The organism is Streptomyces sp. NPDC053432 (assembly GCF_055585365.1).
This window is the reverse complement of sequence record NZ_JBVJKF010000011.1, coordinates 168,209-184,996: the sequence shown is the minus strand read 5'-3', so window position 1 is coordinate 184,996 and position 16,788 is coordinate 168,209. Positions and strand designations below refer to the sequence as shown.

Sequence of the window (16,788 nt, the reverse complement as noted above, 5' to 3'; positions counted from 1 at the left end):
GCGTGCATGTACCTAATCCCGGAGGGCCGTCGTGCGGCGGATGCCGTATGCGGCGGCGCCGAGGAGCAGTACGGCCGCACCCGTGATCACGGAGGGCAGCGGCAGGGCGAAGGCCAGGACGAGGCAGCCGACGAGGCCGAGGGCGGGGACGATCCGGGCCGGACGGCCCTCGGAGGGGCTCAGGGTCCATGCCGAGGCGTTGGCGACGGCGTAGTACGCCAGGACTCCGAAGGAGGAGAAGCCGATCGCGCCGCGCACGTCCGTGGTCGCGGCCGCTACGGCGACGACGGCGCCGACGAGGAGTTCGGCACGGTGGGGGACCTTGAACTTCGGGTGGACCGCGGCGAGGGCGTGGGGGAGGTGGTGGTCGCGGGCCATGGCCAGGGTGGTGCGGGAAACACCGAGGATGAGGGCGAGCAGGGAGCCCAGGGCGGCGACGGCGGCGCCGACGCGTACGACGGGGACGAGCCAGTCGGCGCCGGCCGCACGCGCGGCTTCCGTGAGCGGGGCCCCGGCCGCGGCGAGGCCGCCCGGGCCGAGGACCAGCAGGACGGACACGGCGACGGCGGCGTAGACGACGAGGGTGATGCCGAGCGCGATCGGGACGGCGCGGGGGATGGTGCGGGCGGGGTCGCGGACCTCTTCGCCGAGGGTGGCGATGCGGGCGTAGCCGGCGAACGCGAAGAAGAGCAGCCCCGCGGCCTGGAGGACTCCCCCGGCGGTCGCGTCCGTGCCGATGTCCAGACGGGCCGGATCCACGGCGCCGGAGGTGAGGCAGGCGATCACGACCGCGGTGAGCACCGCGAGGACGAAGGCCACGAAGATGCGCGTGAGCAGGGCGGACTTCTGGACGCCGGCGTAGTTGACCGCGGTCAGGGCCACCACGGCGGCGACCGCGACCGCGTGGGCCTGGCCGGGCCAGATGTAGCTGCCGACGGTCAGGGCCATCGCCGCGCAGGAGGCGGTCTTGCCCACCACGAACGCCCAGCCGGCCAGGTAGCCCCAGAACTCGCCGAGGCGCTCCCGCCCGTAGACGTAGGTGCCGCCGGAGGCCGGGTAGAGGGCGGCGAGCCGGGCCGAGGAGGTGGCGTTGCAGTAGGCCACGACCGCCGCCAGAGCGAGGCCGAGCAGCAGGCCCGAGCCCGCAGCGCGGGCCGCCGGAGCCAGGGAGGCGAAGATCCCGGCGCCGATCATCGACCCCAGCCCGATCAGCACCGCGTCCGGTACGCCGAGGTGCCGGTGGAGCTCGTCCGGCAACCCGGAGACGGGGGAAGGCGTGCTGCTCAAGTGAGTCTCTCCTTGACGGATGCGCCCGCGGACAGGTTCCGCGGTCCGCGGGCACGATAAGGGATCGAGTTGAACACCCCGGCCGTTCGTCCGGCCACGGGGACGGCGGCCGGGCTCGGGCGGGTGGACGTCAGCCGTTGCGCGCGGTCACCAGGCCGGATTCGTAGGCGAAGACCACGAGCTGGGCACGGTCGCGGGCATGGAGCTTGGCCATGGCCCGGTTCACGTGGGTTTTCGCGGTCAGCGGGCTGATCACCATGCGGTCCGCGATCTCGTCGTTCGACAGGCCCTGCGCGACGAGTACGACGGCTTCGCGTTCGCGGCCGGTCAGCCCTCCCGGAGCCGGTGCCGTGGTGGCGGGCAGCGGCCGGCTGACGTACCGATGGATGAGCTTGCGGGTGATCGAGGGCGCCAGCAGGGCGTCACCGCGCGCGGCAACGCGGACGGCGTGCAGGAAGTCCTCCGGCACGATGTCCTTGACGAGGAATCCGGCGGCGCCGGCGCGCAGGGCGTCGAAGACGTATTCGTCCAGGCCGTAGTTGGTGAGGATGACGACGTGCACCCCGGCCAGGGCCGGGTCTGCCGCGATGCGCCGGGTCGCCTCGATGCCGTCCATGACCGGCATCTGGATGTCGACGAGCGCGATGTCGGGCACGTGCCGCCTGGCGAGCTCCAGCCCTTCGTCGCCGTCGGCGGCCTCGGCCACCACCTCGATGTCGTCCTCCAGGTCGAGGAGCGCCCGGAATCCGCTGCGGAGGAGCGGCTGGTCGTCGACCAGCAGGACACGGATCACGACGTCTGACCCACGGGAAGTTCGGCCTGGACGCTGAAGCCGCCCTCGCCGCGCGGTCCGGCGCGCAGCCGGCCGCCGAGGGCGGTGACGCGTTCGCGCATGCCGAGCAGCCCGACGCCGGGCGCCGGGGAGGTGCCCGGTGCGGCCTTGCCGTCGTCATCGACGCGTATGGCGAGGACGTCCGGACGGCAGTCGATCCGGACCGACGCCGTGGCCGCGTCCGCGTGACGGGCGACGTTGGTGAGCGATTCCTGAACGATGCGGTAGACGGTGCGTTCCACCGCGGCCGGTACGTCGTGCCGTCGGCCTTCGATCGTCAGCGTCGCCTCCAGGCCGATGGCACGGGCCCGCTCCACCAGTTCCGGGACGTGGTCGAGCCCGCGCGGCGGGGCCGTGTCGTCGTCGCGCAGCGCCTCCAGCGTCGCGCGCAGCTCCCGGGTCGCCTCACGTCCGGCCTCCTGGATCGCCAGAAGGGCCTCCGGCACCCGTTCGCCGCGCTTGCGGGCGACGTGGACGGCGACCTCGGCCTGCACCTTGATCACCGAGATCTGGTGGGTGAGCGAATCGTGCAACTCCCGTGCGATGCGCAGCCGTTCCTCGTCGGCGCGGCGCATCGCGGTCTCCTCCCGGGTGCGCTCGGCCTCCTCCGCCCGCCGCTCCGCCTGCCGCAGAGCCTCGCCCGCGGCGCCGGCCGCGATCAGCCAGGCGATCTCGAGGGCACCCCGGGCCTGCGCGAACGCCTCACCCGCGCTGTGCAGGCCCGAGGCCAGGGCCGCGAGGGGGAGAGCCGCCAGCATGATCACGCTCGCCGCCACCGTGAGGGTGCGGTGTCCCGCCCGCACTGCGGCGTACACCGCGAACAGGTACGCGACGACGGGCACGTCGAAACCGGCCGCCTGGTAACCCACCGCGCACAGCCCGGTGACCGCCAGGACCGGGAGCGGAGCCCGGCGTCGCGCGGCCAGCGCCAGCCCGCCGGCCGCCAGCAGCACGTACCCGAGCAGGTGGAGGCCGGTCGCGGAGTGCTGCCCGGACAGCCCGGTGACCAGCAGCGCCGCCGCCACGCCTACGGCGACCGCCCAGTCTTCGACACCGGCCGGGAGGCCGAACCGTCCTCTGTTCATGCGCGCACCCTAGCCGGATGCCGCCCTGGGGCGAGTCCCGCTCACGGATGAGCGGCCGACTACCGCGTACGCAGTACTTTCGCGGCTTCTGCCGCGTCCGCGGCAGCCGGGTGCGCCGTCGGCGGCAGCGCCAAGTGCCTGCCGCGGCAGGACGACCGGCGCGGGGCCGGCGGACATGCTCGGACTGCGTCCAGTCGTAGCAAGAGAAGGAGCACCTCCCATGTCCGTTCGTCGCCTGTCCACCGCCGCCGCGTCCGCCGCCATCGCGGGTATCGGGCTCGCCGCACCGGCGTCGGCACACACCTCGGTCCAGTCCGCCGCCGCCACCGTCTACGGCCCGACCTTCGATCGCATCTGGGCCAGCGCGGCCGCGCTGCTGGCGGTGGCCGCCGTGGTCGTCGGCAGGCTGGCCCTGACCCGCTCCGCCCGTCGTACCGGAGAGGGCAACGGGGAGAGGAAGGCCGTCGTGGCCTTGGCGGCAGGGCTGATCGCCCTGGTCAACGGCGGGCTGGTGCTGGCCACCGCCGATGGTGGTCCCGGCACCGGCAACGGGGTGGTCGCGGGCGCCGGGGCCCTGGTGCTGGGCCTGCTCGCCACGGTCCTCGGCGGGTTGGCCCGAGCCCGCTACCGCCGCGCCAGCTGACCGCGGCGTCCACGAGCGCACGTCCGGCTCACCGGTTTTCGCGGGCGCCGTCGTGTGTGGCGTGTGTGGCGGTGTACCGGCCCGGGTCGGCGTCGAAGGCGGCCGCGCAGTGGGCGGAGCAGAAGAAGTACTCGCCGGTGTCGGTCCTGCGGTGCTCCGCGGCGTCCGCCGGGTCGATCCGCATACCGCACACGGGGTCCACGACCCGGCGTGCGGTACCCGCGGTGACGGGGCGGCTGGGGGATTTCGGGTGCTCGGCCGGAGTCTCGACCCGGGGCTGAACCCGCGCCGGTGCGCCGTGCGGCAGGGGAGCGGGGCTCCACCGGCGCAGGCGGGAGGCGTTGGTCACGACGGACAGGGAGCTCAGCGCCATCGCTCCGGCGGCGATGATCGGGCTCAGGCGGATGCCCCACAGCGGGTAGAGGACGCCGGCGGCGAGGGGGACGCCGACGGCGTTGTAGACGAGGGCGAAGAACAGGTTCTGCCTGATGTTGCGCATGGTGGCGCGGGAGAGGCTGACGGCGGTGACGACTCCGGTGAGGGAACCGGAGATCAGGGTGATGTCGGCGGCCTCGATGGCGACGTCGGTCCCGGTGCCGATCGCGAGGCCCACGTCGGCGGCGGCCAGTGCGGGGGCGTCGTTGATGCCGTCGCCGACCATGCCGACGGTGCGGCCTTCAGCCTGGAGACGGCGGATCTCGTCGGCCTTGTGCTCGGGCAGTACTTCGGCCAGCACCCGGCCGATGCCGACCTGGGCGGCGATCGCGGCGGCGGTACGCGCGTTGTCGCCGGTGAGCATGACCACCTCGATGCCGAGGCGTCGCAGGGCCGCGATGGCGTCCGCGGAGTCGTCCTTGACGGTGTCGGCCACCGCCAGGACCCCCGCCGGCCTGCCGTCGATCCCGGCGAGCACGGGCGTCTTCCCCTCGGCCGACAGGCGCGCCGCCTCCGCGCCCAGCGAGCCGGTGTCGATTCCGGCGCCGGCCAGGAGGCGGGCGGTGCCCACGAGGACCGCGTGGCCGTCGACGGTCGCCCTGACGCCCTGGCCGGTGACGGAGTCGAAGCCGGAGACGGAAGCGGAAGCGGAAGCCGCGGTCATCCCGCGTTCTCGGGCGCCGCCGACGATGGCCTGTCCGAGCGGGTGTTCGCTCGGTTCCTCGGCCGCGGCCACCAGGCGCAGCAGCTCGGCCTCGTCGGTGCCGTCGGCGGTGTGGACGTCGGTGAGGACGGGCTTTCCGGCGGTGACGGTGCCGGTCTTGTCGAGGACGACGGTGTCGAGCTTGTGGGCGGTCTCCAGGGCCTCGGCGGAGCGGATGAGGATGCCGGCCTGGGCTCCCTTGCCGGTGCCGACCATCACCGACAGGGGGGTGGCCAGCCCGAGTGCGCAGGGGCAGGCGATGATCAGCACGGCGACGGCCGAGACCAGGGCCAGGGTGAGGGCGGGGGCGGGCCCGACGGTGAACCAGACGGCGAACGTGGCGACGGCGATGGCGATGACAGCGGGCACGAAGTAGGCGGAGACGGCGTCCGCGAGACGCTGGATGGGCGCCTTGGACGCCTGCGCCGCCTGCACGAGACGGATGATCTGGGCGAGCATCGTGTCCGCGCCGACTTTGGCGGCGCGTACGCGCAGGGAGCCGGTGGTGTTGACGGTGGCGCCGACGACCGTGTCCCCGGCGCGTTTGGTGGCCGGCATCGGCTCGCCCGTGACCATCGATTCGTCGACCGCGGAGGATCCGCTCAGTACCTCGGCGTCGACCGGGATCTTCTCTCCCGGCCGGATCACGATCTCGTCGCCGACGGCCACGTCCTCGACGGGGATCTCGCTCTCGGTCCCGTCCCGTACGACACGCGCGGTGCGGGCCTGGAGCCCGAGCAGGGAACGGATGGCCTCGCCCGTGCCGGCCTTCGCACGGGCCTCCAGCAGCCTGCCGAGCAGGATGAGGGTGAGGATGACGCCGACGGCCTCGTAGTACACCTCGCGTACGTCCTCCGGCAGCAGGCCGGGGGCGAGGGTGACGAGGAGGCTGTAGCCGTAGGCGGCGCTGGTGCCGAGGGTGATGAGCGAGTTCATGTCGGCGCTGCGGTGGCGCAGCGCGAGCCAGCCGGTCACGTGGACCGGCCACCCGGTGTAGACCATCACCGGGGTGATCAGGGCCAGCTGGAGCCAGTGGTTCAGCATCCATCCCGGTATCCACTCGGCCCCGAAGAGCTCGTGCGCCATCACCGCGAACAGCACCGGGGCGGTGAGGACCGCACCGGTCACGACCCTGCGGGTCAGATCCGCGATCTCCGCCTGCCGCTCGGCGGCGTCGGCGGCCTCGGCCTGGGCCGCCGACCGCTCCACGGCGGCCGAGGCCGAGGCTGGGGTCGCCGGGGCGCCGCTCGACGGGGTGGCGGCCCGGTCGGCCGCCGGCGGTGGCGGCGGTGACGCGGTTTCCGGCCGGCCGTCCGGTTCGACGAGCAGGGTGCCGTGGATCATGTTCATGCCGCAGGCGAAGCCGAACGTCCCCGGTTGGTCCGGGTTCAGACGCACCGTGGTACGTGTGTGTGCGGGCAGCCCGGCACTCGCGTGCAGGTCCGGGAACACCACCCGGGAGGTGCACTCCCCGGACTCCTGGCGGTCGAAGACCAGCTCCAGCGGCGTGCCCTGGCGGACCTTGATCAGGTTCGGGCTGTAGCCGCCCCGCACGACCACGTCCACCCGCTGCACCCCGTCCTCCAGCCGGGCGGATCCGGCCCGGCGGGGGCCGAAGAAGTACCAGCCCAACCCGCCGATCACGGCCACCGCGGCCACCACGACCACCACGTCAAGGGAGTCCATGGGTCCTCGCCTCCCGGTTCGGCCCGTCCCTTCCAGCATGCGCCCGCTCCCGGCCCTCCGCGCAGGGCCCCGCCGACCGGCGGGACGCGCCGGTGGCGGGGAGGCGCGACCCCGAGTGCGTGGCTGGTCGCGGCTGCTGGCCGAGGAGACCGGCGCGGATCAGGGCGTTCCCGATCGCGGATTCCGGGCTGCCGAAACCGGAATCGCAAATCGTACAATTCGGGTATGGAGCCGGTGAAGCCTCGGACCAGCTGGACGTTCGTCACGCACCACGCCCGGATCCTCGCGATGATCCTCGCGGATCCGGAGACGCGGTTGCGGGACATGGCCGAGACCTGCCGGATCACTGAACGGGCGGCCCAGGCCATCGTCGCGGATCTGGAGAGCGCCGGGTACCTGACCCGGGTACGGAACGGCCGCCGCAACCGTTACGCGGTCACCCCCGGGACCCTTTTCCGCCACCCGGCGGAGGGGGCCCATCAGATCGCCAACCTCTTGCAGCTGCTGATCGGCCTGGGCCCGGCGGCCCGACCGGCCGGCGGCGCCCCTCCCACGGCCGGTGACCGTCGTGAGCGCGACCGCGCGGCTGATCCGCGCGCCGCAGGCGGTCACCGGGCCGCACCCCTGTCCTGCCAGGCCTTTCCCCGCGTATCGGGGCGGTGAAGGGAGCAAGGCCATGACCTCATATGCCGAACGCGTCGCCGTGGTCTTCGAATCGGGGCCCCGGGTGCTGGCCCGGTTGAGCGGCGAGATCGATGTGGACCATGCGGCCGGCCTGCGGGAAGCCCTCACCGCGGCCCTGTCCGCAAGCCGCGGCGGTCTCGACATCGACCTGGCTGACGTCACCTTCTGCGACAGCTCGGGCCTGCACGTCCTGCTGGACTTGGACGAGCTGGCCCAGGAGACCGGGAAGACCGTCGTCCTCACCGCACTCAGCCGCCCGGTCACCCGTCTGCTGAGCGTCACCGGCGCCGAGCGTCTGCTGACCGTCCACCCTCCACACCTGCAGGTGACGGCCAGGCGCTACGGGCCGGCCGTGACTTCAGTCCCGCCGGGCGGCTCTCTCCCAGGAACGGTGCGGTGACGGACGCCCGCGCGGACACCGTGGCCCCGCGCCGATGACGCGACGAGGCGGGCGGAGGACTCGTCCAGTCGATCGAGCGCGTGTCGGTCGAGCCCGGGCGGCAAGTCGTCCATTGAAATGGCCGTGAATGAGCGTCCGGGTCCTGCGCGAGACGTGACACGTGGTGCGGACGATCGAGGTGACCCGGTGCAGACGTTCCTTCCCTACCCGTCGTTCCAGGACTCGGCGGCGGTTCTCGACGTCCGGCGGCTGGGCAAGCAACGCGTCGAGGCGCTCCAGGTGCTGCGCGGGCTGATCGTCCCGGGCTACGGGTGGCGCCGGCACCCGGCCGTGCGCATGTGGGCCGGGTACGAGGAGGCCCTCGTACGGTACGGACTGGACATCTGCCTGACCTGGACGGCCGAGGGACGCGGTGACACGTGCGCCGTCACCCTCATGCGGGACTTCCGGTCGTGGCTGCCGGGCGGGGAGCCCAGGACGCAGGAGCGGCTGGCCGAGGAGGGCGAGCTGCCCCCGTGGCTCGGCGCTCCGGACTTCCACCGCAGCCACCAGTCCGCCCTGGTGCGCAAGGACCCGGACTTCTACCGCCCGCACTTCCCCCGCGTGGCGGACGACCTGCCGTACGTCTGGCCCGCCTCCGACCGCGACACCCGGCCGGCGTGAGCACCCGGAGGCGGCCGGGAGCCACCGTCCGCAACCCCTGGCGAACGGCCGCCCCGCCGCCCCGCCGCGCACGACGGCCGGGGCGGCGAGGGGACCGGGCGGGGGCTCCGTGGTCAGCGATCGAGGAGAGCGATGCGGATGGCTCGCTCGACGTGGGCGGCGGCGTTGGCGTGGCCTTCGGCGTTGGGGTGGACCAGGGTGGCGCGCTTGCCGAGGAGAGCGCAGTTCAGCAGGGTGCCGGGGACCCCGGCGGGCCAGTAGTCCGCCGCGTCGCCGCAGATGCCCTCCACCCACTTGTCTTCGGCGGGCTGGCAGGCGTCGTGGCCCACGCTGGAGGAGTAGACATCGACGTAGCGGTCGCCGAAGAATTCGGTGACCCGCTTGATGGTGCTGTTCAGCTGCTTGAGGACGTCGTCACGCAGCCAGTCGACGTCGGCGTGCGTGATCGAGCCGAGCTCGTTGAGGGAGAGGCGGTTGCAGGAGCCGGCTTCCTCCGGCAGGACCGCCGGGTAGCCGACCGTGATCACCTTGCCGTTGGGTGCGGCCTGGTGCACCAGGGCCAGCATCTCGATGTACTCGTCCTGGACTCGGGCGAGCTTGTCCTGGATGTTCTCCTCGCCCTGGGGCGGGTTGGTGTAGTACTCGCGGCAGGACTTGTTGGCCGCACCCTGTTCGAGGCACTTGAGGAGCATGCCGCCGAAGGGCAGGCTGTTGCCGCCCACGCCGATGGTGACGATGTCGGTCTGCTCGTTGAGGCTGGCCCGCTTGATCTGGGGGTCCACCGCGGGCCAGCCGTCGGCGGGGGGCTGGACCGGGCTGATCGGCGTCTGGTTGTCCTTGGCGATGTGGGCGATGGCGGCGTTGCCGCAGCTGACGTTGGTCAGGTTGACGGGCTTGCCCGGAGGGAACTCCGCGAGCTCCCGCTCGACCAGGCCGGGGTATGCGTCAGAAGTGCGGTCGCAGCCGTCCCGCGACGCATCGCCCAGCGCGGGCAGCGGCTCGCCGACGAAGCCGCCGGCGGTGTACGAGTCGCCGAGCGCGGCCCACTCGTACTGATCGGCCGCACCGGCCGTGCCGGAAGGCACGAGGGCGGACGCGGCCAGCACGAGCCCGACGGCCAACGCCCGCGTGCGCAGGCGGGAAACAGGGTGTCGCATGGATCCTCCGGGGTCAGCAAAGAAACCCGGGGCCGGAACGTGGCTCCCGGGCGGGCGGAAGGCGCCTCGGCCAAGATCATCCAGGTCGTCGGCCTGCCCATGCGACGAATCGGGCCTACCACCCTCGATGGAGGTAAATGGTCAGATCATTCGCGCCGTCACATGCCGTCCTCTGTGTCGGAGGCACGGCCGATATGCGGTCTGTCCCGTCGGGTCCCCCGGTGGCAGACTCCACGATCATGGCGAACAGCGGACTGTGGGTCGGCATCCTCACTGCGCTGACGGCACTCGGGGCCAGCTGCATCACGGCACGGGCGACCTCGGGCGCGGCGCTGGCCCAGGCCCGAACAACCGCGAGGGCACAGGCACTTCGTGAGCAGCGCGACCGCCGTCGATCCACCTACCTGGAAATGATGAACTGCGCGCACGCGTTCAATGAAGTCACCTGGCAGATCGACGACGTTGACGCGGCGCCTGACCGCGGGACCAAGGACCGGCTCCTGACGCGGATGTATGAGCGCATCGGCCCGGCCATCGGGAAGATGAACAAGGCGACCCATGAGGTTCGGCTCGACGGTCCTGCCGAAGTCTCCGCCGCGGCGGAGGAAGTGCGGCAGATGGCGCGACGGGTGCAGCCGCTGCTGAAGGCGCTCGTCGGTGACGGCGGTCCACAGCGGAGACGCGACTACGACGCTGCCTACCGGGATTTCCGGGACGCCCACGTCCAGTTCATCGGCCTCGCGCGGCAAGCGTTGGAGGTCGAGGAGGAAGGATGCTGACCTCCCGGCTGCGCCCTCCATGCCGGTCGCACCGGCGCGGCCCCCCGTCGTGCCCGTGCCGCCCAGCGTGGTCGGCCGGGGCGGCGCCGTACGCAAGACCGCGGGCGCGGCGGGGATGCCGCTGCGCTCTAGGGTGGGCTCATGGATCTTCATGCCGAACTGATCGAGCACCCGTATTCCGTCTACGAGCGGCTTCGGGACACTGCGCCCGTGTGCCGGATCACGGGCACCGATGGCACTCCTGCGTGGCTGGTCACGCGCTACGACGACGTCCGTGAGGCGCTGGCCGATCCCAGGCTCTCCCTGGACAAGAAGAATGCGGCGGAGGGGACGTACCGCGGCTTCGCTCTCCCGCCGGCGCTGGACGCCAACCTGCTCAACATGGACGCTCCGGATCACACCCGGATCCGTGGACTGGTGGGCCGGGCCTTCACCTCACGGCGGGTGGAGCGGTTGCGGGCACCGATCCGTACGACCGCCGACCGCCTTCTCGACAAGCTGGGTCCGGCCGGGACCGCGGACCTGGTGGCCGAGTACGCAGTGGCGCTTCCGGTCATCGTGATCTGTGACTTGTTGGGGATACCTGAAGAGCGTCGCGTGGACTTCCGCAGCTGGACCGATGCCCTGGTCGCGCCGGACCCCGCCCGGCCGGCGGCCGTGAAGGAGGCGCTGGTGGCGATGCTCGGCTTCCTCACCGGGCTCGTGGCGCACAAGCGCAGCGAACCGGCCGACGACCTGCTGTCCGATCTGATTGCCGTCCGGGACGCCGACGGGGACCGCCTGAGCGAGGACGAACTGCTGTCGGTGGTCTTCCTCGTCCTGTTCGCCGGCTACGAGAACACGGCCCAGCTCATCGGCAACGCCGTCCACACCCTCCTGCGGCAACCGGACCACCTGGCCCGGCTCCGCAAGGACCCTTCCCTGCTTCCGGCGGCGGTCGTCGAACTCGCCCGGCTCGAGGGACCCGCCCTCCTCGCGATCCGCAGGTTCCCGACCGAGGACGTCACCATCGCCGGGGTCACCGTTCCGGCGGGGGAGACGGTGCTCCTGTCCCTCGCCGCCGCCAACCGGGACCCGGCACGCTTCCCGCACCCCGGGGCGCTGGACTTCGACCGTGACACGAGCGGCCACCTGGCGCTCGGGCACGGTATCCACTACTGCATCGGCGGACCCCTGGCGCGCGCCGAGACGGAGATCGCCCTGGCCGCCCTCCTGGAGCGCTACCCCACGCTGGAACTGGTGGACCCGGCCCCCCGGTGGCGCCGGTCGCTGCGCGCGCGGGGCCTGGAGAAGCTGCCGGTCCGGTACCGAGCGGTGCTCGAATCGGCTTGAGCCCTGCGGGGTTTCCGGTGGGTCACCGGCCGGTGGCGGGTCAGGTCACTGGGGGCGGGCCGCCGGTGACGAGTCCGAACCCGCCCGACAGTACGGCCCTGCCGCCGCCTCGGAGGCGACGGCAGGGCTCGCGCGACACCGCGACCCGGCAAACCTCTCCGGCCGAACCCCTAGCTGTATTGGCCCGCAGCCACAGCCTTCTTCTGGCGGAGTCGTTCACGCAGGGTGCCGACCATGGGGAGCGTCAGGCCCGCGAAGAGGAAGAGCACCGCCAGGCCGCTCAGGGTGGGGCTGATGAACTCCTCGGCCTTCAGCGACCACGGGTGGTCGAGGGTGAAGAAGATGATGTAGCTCCCCTTGGTCAGTGCGTACGCCAGTCCGAGGGCGGCCGCCACGGCGGACAGGGAGAACCCGACGCCGCTCCAGGGGCGGATCCCCCAGTTGCGCCGTGCCGTCCTGCCGCACATGAACGCCAGCTCCCCGCAGGTGATCATGACGTAGGAGAGGTAGAGCAGCAGATAGGCCGCGATCTTCGGGTCGTCGACGTAGGCGGTGGTGAACTCGACGTCGGGTGCGTTCGTCGCCAGGAAGAGCGGCACCATGATCGCCAGCTCGACCGCGGCGGCGAAGCCGCGCTGGAAGATCGCCGACCTCACGTACTCGGGGCGGTAGGCCAGGTCCACCATGGTGATCTGCAGTGCGGCACACCACAGGATCGCGCAGACGTGGGCCACGAGTTTGCCGAAGTTGGCGACGCCGGTGGTCTCCTGTGCGGCCTGCGCGACCACGGGGACGGCGCACAGGACGCCCACGGTGCACACCCCGAACGCCGTGGCGATGGCCCATGTGGAGATCCGCGGGTTTCCCAGGGCCCTCCGCGTGCAGAGCACGGTGACCAGCAAACCGGCCACCGTGCACGTCCCGAAGACTATGCCGTCCACTGCCTACAGCCCTTCCAGTGAATCGGCCGCATACCGCGCGGCCTCGTCCGTACTCCGCCGTCGTCGGCGCTTGCTCGGCGGCGTCTCGGCCGCACTGCGCGGAACCCCGTCCAGGCCGAGTTGGGCCCTTCGCCGTTCCAAGTCCGTGATGACGCCCGCCAGCTCACTGTGCGGGAGACCGCGCAGTAGCGCCAGGACGTGTCGCGCGAGAGGGTCCTCGAACGCCTCGAGCGCCTCAAGATCGTCATAGGTGCCGTGCGGGAGCAGGTGAGCGGGTGGGACGCCCAGAGCTTCGCACAGGGCCAGGAGCGTGCCGACGGTCGGGTTGTCCTGGGAGCCGTTGGCGATCTTGGCGATGGTGGCGAAGGAAACGGACGGATGGCCGCCGGGCAGGGCGTCGACGGACTCCGAGAGCGACCGCGATGTGTGGCCACGGCCTCGCCGGCCGGCCATGAGGGCCTTGAGTTTGTCCGCGATCGACAAACGGCTGTTGCTCACCTCGGGCGCGAGGTGCCGCTCACGGCCCCAAGGAGGTCCCGCTGATGAATGCACACAACCACGTACCGGTCTCTCGCTCTGCCTGCCCTGTGCTTGTGTACTTTAGTTGACACGATGGGGTGTGCAAGGCAGGATCCCGATCAGGAACGCAACCTTGCGCACCCGCGTGCGTGTACAGGCTGTCAGGCCTGCGACCAGGGAATATCGAGCTGCCGCGGCGGCCCTCGATCCGTGGCGGCCCGGCAGCCGGACACGGCGGAGAGACCGGCCGGAAGCGGCCGTACATCCGGCAGTTCGCGCCTGCCGCTCGGTGCTGCACCACACAGGGGGAGAGTTGAGTCCGCAGTTGGCATCCAGGGCCGACGGCCGCAGGCCGGCAGCCATGGCGCGGGAGGCGCGTCCTCCGGCGGTGGGATTCCGGCCGCCGCCCAGCACGCCCGAACGCTCCTTCCGCACAGTGCGTCGCGCAGGCGCGATGCCGCTTCCGTACGGGCGCCCCGTGCTCGCGGGAGATCAGGCGTGAGGTCGTGACCGGGGTGCTGATGCCGGCCTCGAAGGCGGCACGGGCACCCCGTACGCGACAACTTCCGGACCGCTTCGAGGAGCGCTCGATGCCAACCCTGGGCGCACTGCCCACCCTGGGCACACTGCCCTCCCGCAACCCCGAACTCGAACTGACACTCGTCAGCCGGTGCAGCGTCGCCGCCCAGGCGACAGAGGTCACGGGCGTCTTCTCCGTGACCCCGGAAAAGCTCCTGGAGGAAGGGGCACCGGCCACGCTGGCCGGCGGCGTCCTGGTCCTGATCACGGGCTCGGCCCCCTTCCGGCTGCGCGGCCGCATCACCACGGTGCTCGAGGTACTGCTCCAGCGCATGAGCCGTGACCGCAGCGCCGGACTGATCGTCAGCGCGCAGCCCAGTTCCCGCCAGCCGTACCCCCAGTCCGTCGTCGACCTGGCCGAGAGGCTGGGCATCCCCCTCCTCGCCACCACCGCGCCGGTGGAGCAGTGGCAGGGGGTGCACGAGGGCATCCAGCAGTTCCGGCTCACGTTCGCCGAGCGCCGGGCCACCCAACTCGCCTCACTCGTACAGGAACTCCCGGCGCGGCTCGCCGACCACCGGGCGATGCAGCGCATCGCCGACTGGCTCGCCGGGGCCCTCGACGTCCAGGTGCTGGTCAGCGAACCGGACCGCGTCCTGGTCGCGTCGCCGGCCACGGCCGCCGAGGAACTCGCGCAGGCCATCATCCGCCAGTCCGTGGACGGCAACACCCCTGACGCCCGTTCGGGTCCGCACACCCAGCTCATCTCCCTGGGGCCGTCCTCCACCGCGGACACCGTCCTCGCCGTGGCCCGGCGTACGCCCTTCGACGACGCGGATCTGCGGCTGTTGCGCCATGCCGCCAAGCTCCTGGGGCTGGTGGACCAGGCGCGCCGTGAATACCGGGCGGCATCGGACGCCTCCCGGGCCGCGCGCAACGCCGCCGTGGAGCTCCTGCTGGACGGTGAGGTCTCCAAGGCCCGCCGGGTCATGAGGAACCTCGCGCCGGGGCTGCTCGACCCCGAGACGGCCCGCGTCTTCGTCGTCGAGATCTCGCCCACCCGACGGGACGCCGCCATGAGCCGCTGCGAGTCCATCGCGGGCAGCCGCGCCCTGGTCGTCGCGGACTGGCGCCGCCACGACCGGATCCTGGTGATCCACCCGGTCCGGGGCGGGGAGGCGGACGACAGGGTGGCCCTCGAACTCACCCACCTGGTCTCCGCGGTCGGTGCCGGAGCATCGCTGGGCGGCAGCGGGGTCTACTCCATGTCCCTGCTCGCCCACGCCCTCCACGAAGCGACCACCGCCCAGCGGTTCGCCCTGCACCAGCCGGACTCGGTGGCCCTCTCGGTGCAGGACACCGACCTGCTCAGCCTGCTTCCGGCACACGAGGCGCAGGTGTGGGCCCGTCGGCTCCTGCACCCCCTCATGGAGACCGAAACGCAGTGGGAACTGCTCCGGGAGACCCTTCCCACCGCCCTCGCCTACCCCTACACCGTGGCCGCCCGCCGCCTGGACCTGCACCGCAACACCGTCACGCGGCGGGTCGCACGCGCCGCCGAACTGCTGCACATGGACTTCGCGACTCTGGCCGACCGCGTCACCGTCGGCCTGGCGCTCGAACTCGTCACCCACCGGGAGCTGCCCCAGCCACCCGCCGGGAGTCCGGAAACCGCTGCGCCCACCCTTCGGGGGCTGCTCGATGGGCCGCAGATCCGCGCCTGGGCCGAATCGCTGCTCAGATCTGCCGTTGAGGACAGGCGTGGGCTGCTCGCCACGGCGACGGTCTGGCTCACGTCCGACGCGCACCTGGAGACGACCGCGCGCGAACTGGGCCTCTCGGAGGCCACGGTGCGTTCACACATCAGGGCGCTGGAGGGACACCTGTCCCGTGACCTGTCCTCGCTGACGGGCATGCGCGACCTGCTGTTCGCGCTGCACCTGATGACGGGTGCGCCCCGACTCCCCGAGGCGTCGCGCGAACTGTGCGCGGCTGCCTGAGCCGGGAGCCGCAGGGCCCGGAGCCGGCGCGTCCACGGAAAACAGGCCCCGGGCCGGGCGGCGCGCCGCAGAGCTGACGCGGCTCGGTATTGATCCTTTCCGTAGGCCGGGGATGGCGTTGGCCAATGGTTCGGAAGAGCCGCCCGGGATTTCTCCGAAAACGCAGGACCGTGGCGGTGGAGCGGGCGTATGCTCCCGCCCGCCAGGGCGTTGCAAGGGCTTTTCTGCCGACCGTTCGAATTGTTGGCGGTTTCATCTTCGGCGGGCATCGCGCAGATCCGATGTGAGGGTTGTGTGGAGGCCTCGCCATTCTCGTCGTCGACGGTGAAGAGGTGACGGTGGGGTCGATGGGATTCGGCCACTGGGGGATTCGTGCGCGAGGTTGCTGTGGTGTATCTCCTGGCTCCGTAGTGTGGACACGGGAGCCATGTGTGGCTGAAAATCGTCTCGAACTGACCGTAAAAAAGTGGCGCCCGCGGATTTCCCCTTACTTCTGCGTGTTTCGGCGCGTTGCGAATTGAATGAAGTGGCTGAAAAGCGGTGCGGGGCCCGGAGCGGCGTGAGGGGAAAAGGCCCGATGTGCAGTTCCGCAAAGCCGAAGCCGCGGCATGTGCATTTCTGTGGCATGCGCCCCGCGAGTGGTGCAGAACCCTCAGGTCGTACCGCTTGGTTTGTGCACCTGTGCAGTGGTGGGTCTTTCTGCGCATGCATAGCGTTGTGGATGCAAGCGCGGCCGGATCCCGCATTCGAAGGTCTGGACGACCGGGGAACGAGACATCGCGCAGTGCCGGACCACGGGGGTGTACGGCACACGAGCGCGCTCGTGAGGGCGAAGGCGATGCTTGCGGCGACCTGGTCGTCGCGTACACCGGTAGGCGGGTGATCCGGTGGGAGCGGTTCCAACCGCTCCCACCGGATCACCCGCCTACCGTGCGAACCAGGCTTCCGCCCCGACCCGCGCGTCGACGCCCAGGTGGCGGACCGGGTCCCGGACGAGCACCCGGCACAGCCGGACCGCCGCTCGCAGTCCCCGTCGGGAAATCCTGGCCGGACCACCTGTTACCGTCCCGCCGAACGCGTCCGGGAGCACGGCTCGGCCACCGTACGTTGATCATTGCAGAGG

The 16,788-nt window shown here is 71.8% G+C and carries 14 protein-coding genes; 7 read left to right on the top strand and 7 right to left on the bottom strand.

From position 1 onward, the window contains the following. Positions 1–12: 12 nt before the first annotated feature. The 3 genes from ACZ6Y1_RS20095 to ACZ6Y1_RS20085 all read right to left on the bottom strand — a co-directional run bounded on the left by ACZ6Y1_RS20095 (position 13) and on the right by ACZ6Y1_RS20085 (position 3,204). On the bottom strand, positions 13–1,287 hold the full coding sequence (locus tag ACZ6Y1_RS20095; protein ID WP_469631191.1) for an APC family permease: 1,275 nt from the start codon (positions 1,285–1,287) through the stop codon (positions 13–15). Positions 1,288–1,417: 130 nt separating this feature from the next. Further along, on the bottom strand, positions 1,418–2,080 hold the full coding sequence (locus tag ACZ6Y1_RS20090; RefSeq protein WP_469631188.1) for a response regulator: 663 nt from the start codon (positions 2,078–2,080) through the stop codon (positions 1,418–1,420). Continuing rightward, positions 2,077–3,204, bottom strand: a complete 1,128-nt coding sequence (locus ACZ6Y1_RS20085) for a sensor histidine kinase (protein WP_469631185.1) — start codon at positions 3,202–3,204, stop codon at positions 2,077–2,079. Before ACZ6Y1_RS20085 ends, ACZ6Y1_RS20090 begins: the two co-directional genes overlap by 4 nt. A gap of 220 nt (positions 3,205–3,424) precedes the next feature. Between ACZ6Y1_RS20085 and ACZ6Y1_RS20080 the strand changes: the two genes are divergently transcribed. After that, positions 3,425–3,847, top strand: a complete 423-nt coding sequence (locus ACZ6Y1_RS20080) for a DUF6223 family protein (protein ID WP_469631182.1) — start codon at positions 3,425–3,427, stop codon at positions 3,845–3,847. A gap of 28 nt (positions 3,848–3,875) precedes the next feature. Here the strand turns inward: ACZ6Y1_RS20080 and ACZ6Y1_RS20075 are convergent, their stop codons facing one another. Next, a complete protein-coding gene (locus ACZ6Y1_RS20075; protein ID WP_469631179.1) occupies positions 3,876–6,671 on the bottom strand; it encodes a heavy metal translocating P-type ATPase in 2,796 nt (931 codons plus the stop codon). 225 nt (positions 6,672–6,896) lie between these two features. Between ACZ6Y1_RS20075 and ACZ6Y1_RS20070 the strand changes: the two genes are divergently transcribed. The 3 genes from ACZ6Y1_RS20070 (at position 6,897) to ACZ6Y1_RS20060 (ending at position 8,418) form a co-directional block, all read left to right on the top strand. Continuing rightward, the gene (locus ACZ6Y1_RS20070; RefSeq protein ID WP_469631176.1) at positions 6,897–7,334 is read left to right on the top strand and encodes an AsnC family transcriptional regulator; all 438 of its coding nucleotides are present in this window, start codon (positions 6,897–6,899) and stop codon (positions 7,332–7,334) included. Positions 7,335–7,347: 13 nt separating this feature from the next. Continuing rightward, complete coding sequence (locus tag ACZ6Y1_RS20065) at positions 7,348–7,755, top strand: STAS domain-containing protein (RefSeq protein WP_469631173.1); 408 nt, start codon at positions 7,348–7,350, stop codon at positions 7,753–7,755. A gap of 186 nt (positions 7,756–7,941) precedes the next feature. Beyond that, the gene (locus ACZ6Y1_RS20060) at positions 7,942–8,418 is read left to right on the top strand and encodes an MSMEG_6728 family protein (protein ID WP_469631170.1); all 477 of its coding nucleotides are present in this window, start codon (positions 7,942–7,944) and stop codon (positions 8,416–8,418) included. 113 nt (positions 8,419–8,531) lie between these two features. Here the strand turns inward: ACZ6Y1_RS20060 and ACZ6Y1_RS20055 are convergent, their stop codons facing one another. After that, positions 8,532–9,575, bottom strand: a complete 1,044-nt coding sequence (locus ACZ6Y1_RS20055; RefSeq protein WP_469631167.1) for an SGNH/GDSL hydrolase family protein — start codon at positions 9,573–9,575, stop codon at positions 8,532–8,534. Between the two features lie 239 nt (positions 9,576–9,814). Between ACZ6Y1_RS20055 and ACZ6Y1_RS20050 the strand changes: the two genes are divergently transcribed. Next, entirely contained in the window at positions 9,815–10,354 is a 540-nt protein-coding gene (locus ACZ6Y1_RS20050) for a hypothetical protein (protein WP_469631164.1), read from the top strand. Positions 10,355–10,495: 141 nt separating this feature from the next. Further along, the gene (locus ACZ6Y1_RS20045) at positions 10,496–11,686 is read left to right on the top strand and encodes a cytochrome P450 family protein (protein ID WP_469631161.1); all 1,191 of its coding nucleotides are present in this window, start codon (positions 10,496–10,498) and stop codon (positions 11,684–11,686) included. 170 nt (positions 11,687–11,856) lie between these two features. Here ACZ6Y1_RS20045 and ACZ6Y1_RS20040 read toward each other — a convergent pair whose 3' ends face one another. After that, complete coding sequence (locus ACZ6Y1_RS20040) at positions 11,857–12,627, bottom strand: hypothetical protein (protein WP_469631157.1); 771 nt, start codon at positions 12,625–12,627, stop codon at positions 11,857–11,859. A 3-nt stretch (positions 12,628–12,630) separates the two neighbouring features. After that, positions 12,631–13,110 (bottom strand): helix-turn-helix domain-containing protein, encoded by a 480-nt coding sequence (locus ACZ6Y1_RS20035; RefSeq protein ID WP_469631154.1) that lies wholly within the window; start codon positions 13,108–13,110, stop codon positions 12,631–12,633. A 626-nt stretch (positions 13,111–13,736) separates the two neighbouring features. On the opposite strand from ACZ6Y1_RS20035, the gene ACZ6Y1_RS20030 reads away from it, so the two are divergent. Further along, positions 13,737–15,665: a helix-turn-helix domain-containing protein gene (locus tag ACZ6Y1_RS20030; protein WP_469631151.1), complete on the top strand. Its 1,929-nt coding sequence runs from the start codon at positions 13,737–13,739 to the stop codon at positions 15,663–15,665. The last annotated feature ends 1,123 nt before the right edge of the window (positions 15,666–16,788 follow it).

Excerpts from the sequence above, each read along its gene's own strand:
- ACZ6Y1_RS20070 (WP_469631176.1), top strand. The coding sequence starts at position 6,897 with ATGGAGCCGGTGAAGCCTCGGACCAGCTGGACGTTCGTCACGCACCAC.
- ACZ6Y1_RS20080 (WP_469631182.1), top strand. The coding sequence starts at position 3,425 with ATGTCCGTTCGTCGCCTGTCCACCGCCGCCGCGTCCGCCGCCATCGCG.
- ACZ6Y1_RS20065 (WP_469631173.1), top strand. The coding sequence starts at position 7,348 with ATGACCTCATATGCCGAACGCGTCGCCGTGGTCTTCGAATCGGGGCCC.
- ACZ6Y1_RS20050 (WP_469631164.1), top strand. The coding sequence starts at position 9,815 with ATGGCGAACAGCGGACTGTGGGTCGGCATCCTCACTGCGCTGACGGCA.
- ACZ6Y1_RS20075 (WP_469631179.1), bottom strand. The coding sequence starts at position 6,671 with ATGGACTCCCTTGACGTGGTGGTCGTGGTGGCCGCGGTGGCCGTGATC.
- ACZ6Y1_RS20055 (WP_469631167.1), bottom strand. The coding sequence starts at position 9,575 with ATGCGACACCCTGTTTCCCGCCTGCGCACGCGGGCGTTGGCCGTCGGG.
- ACZ6Y1_RS20045 (WP_469631161.1), top strand. The coding sequence starts at position 10,496 with ATGGATCTTCATGCCGAACTGATCGAGCACCCGTATTCCGTCTACGAG.
- ACZ6Y1_RS20085 (WP_469631185.1), bottom strand. The coding sequence starts at position 3,204 with ATGAACAGAGGACGGTTCGGCCTCCCGGCCGGTGTCGAAGACTGGGCG.
- ACZ6Y1_RS20030 (WP_469631151.1), top strand. The coding sequence starts at position 13,737 with ATGCCAACCCTGGGCGCACTGCCCACCCTGGGCACACTGCCCTCCCGC.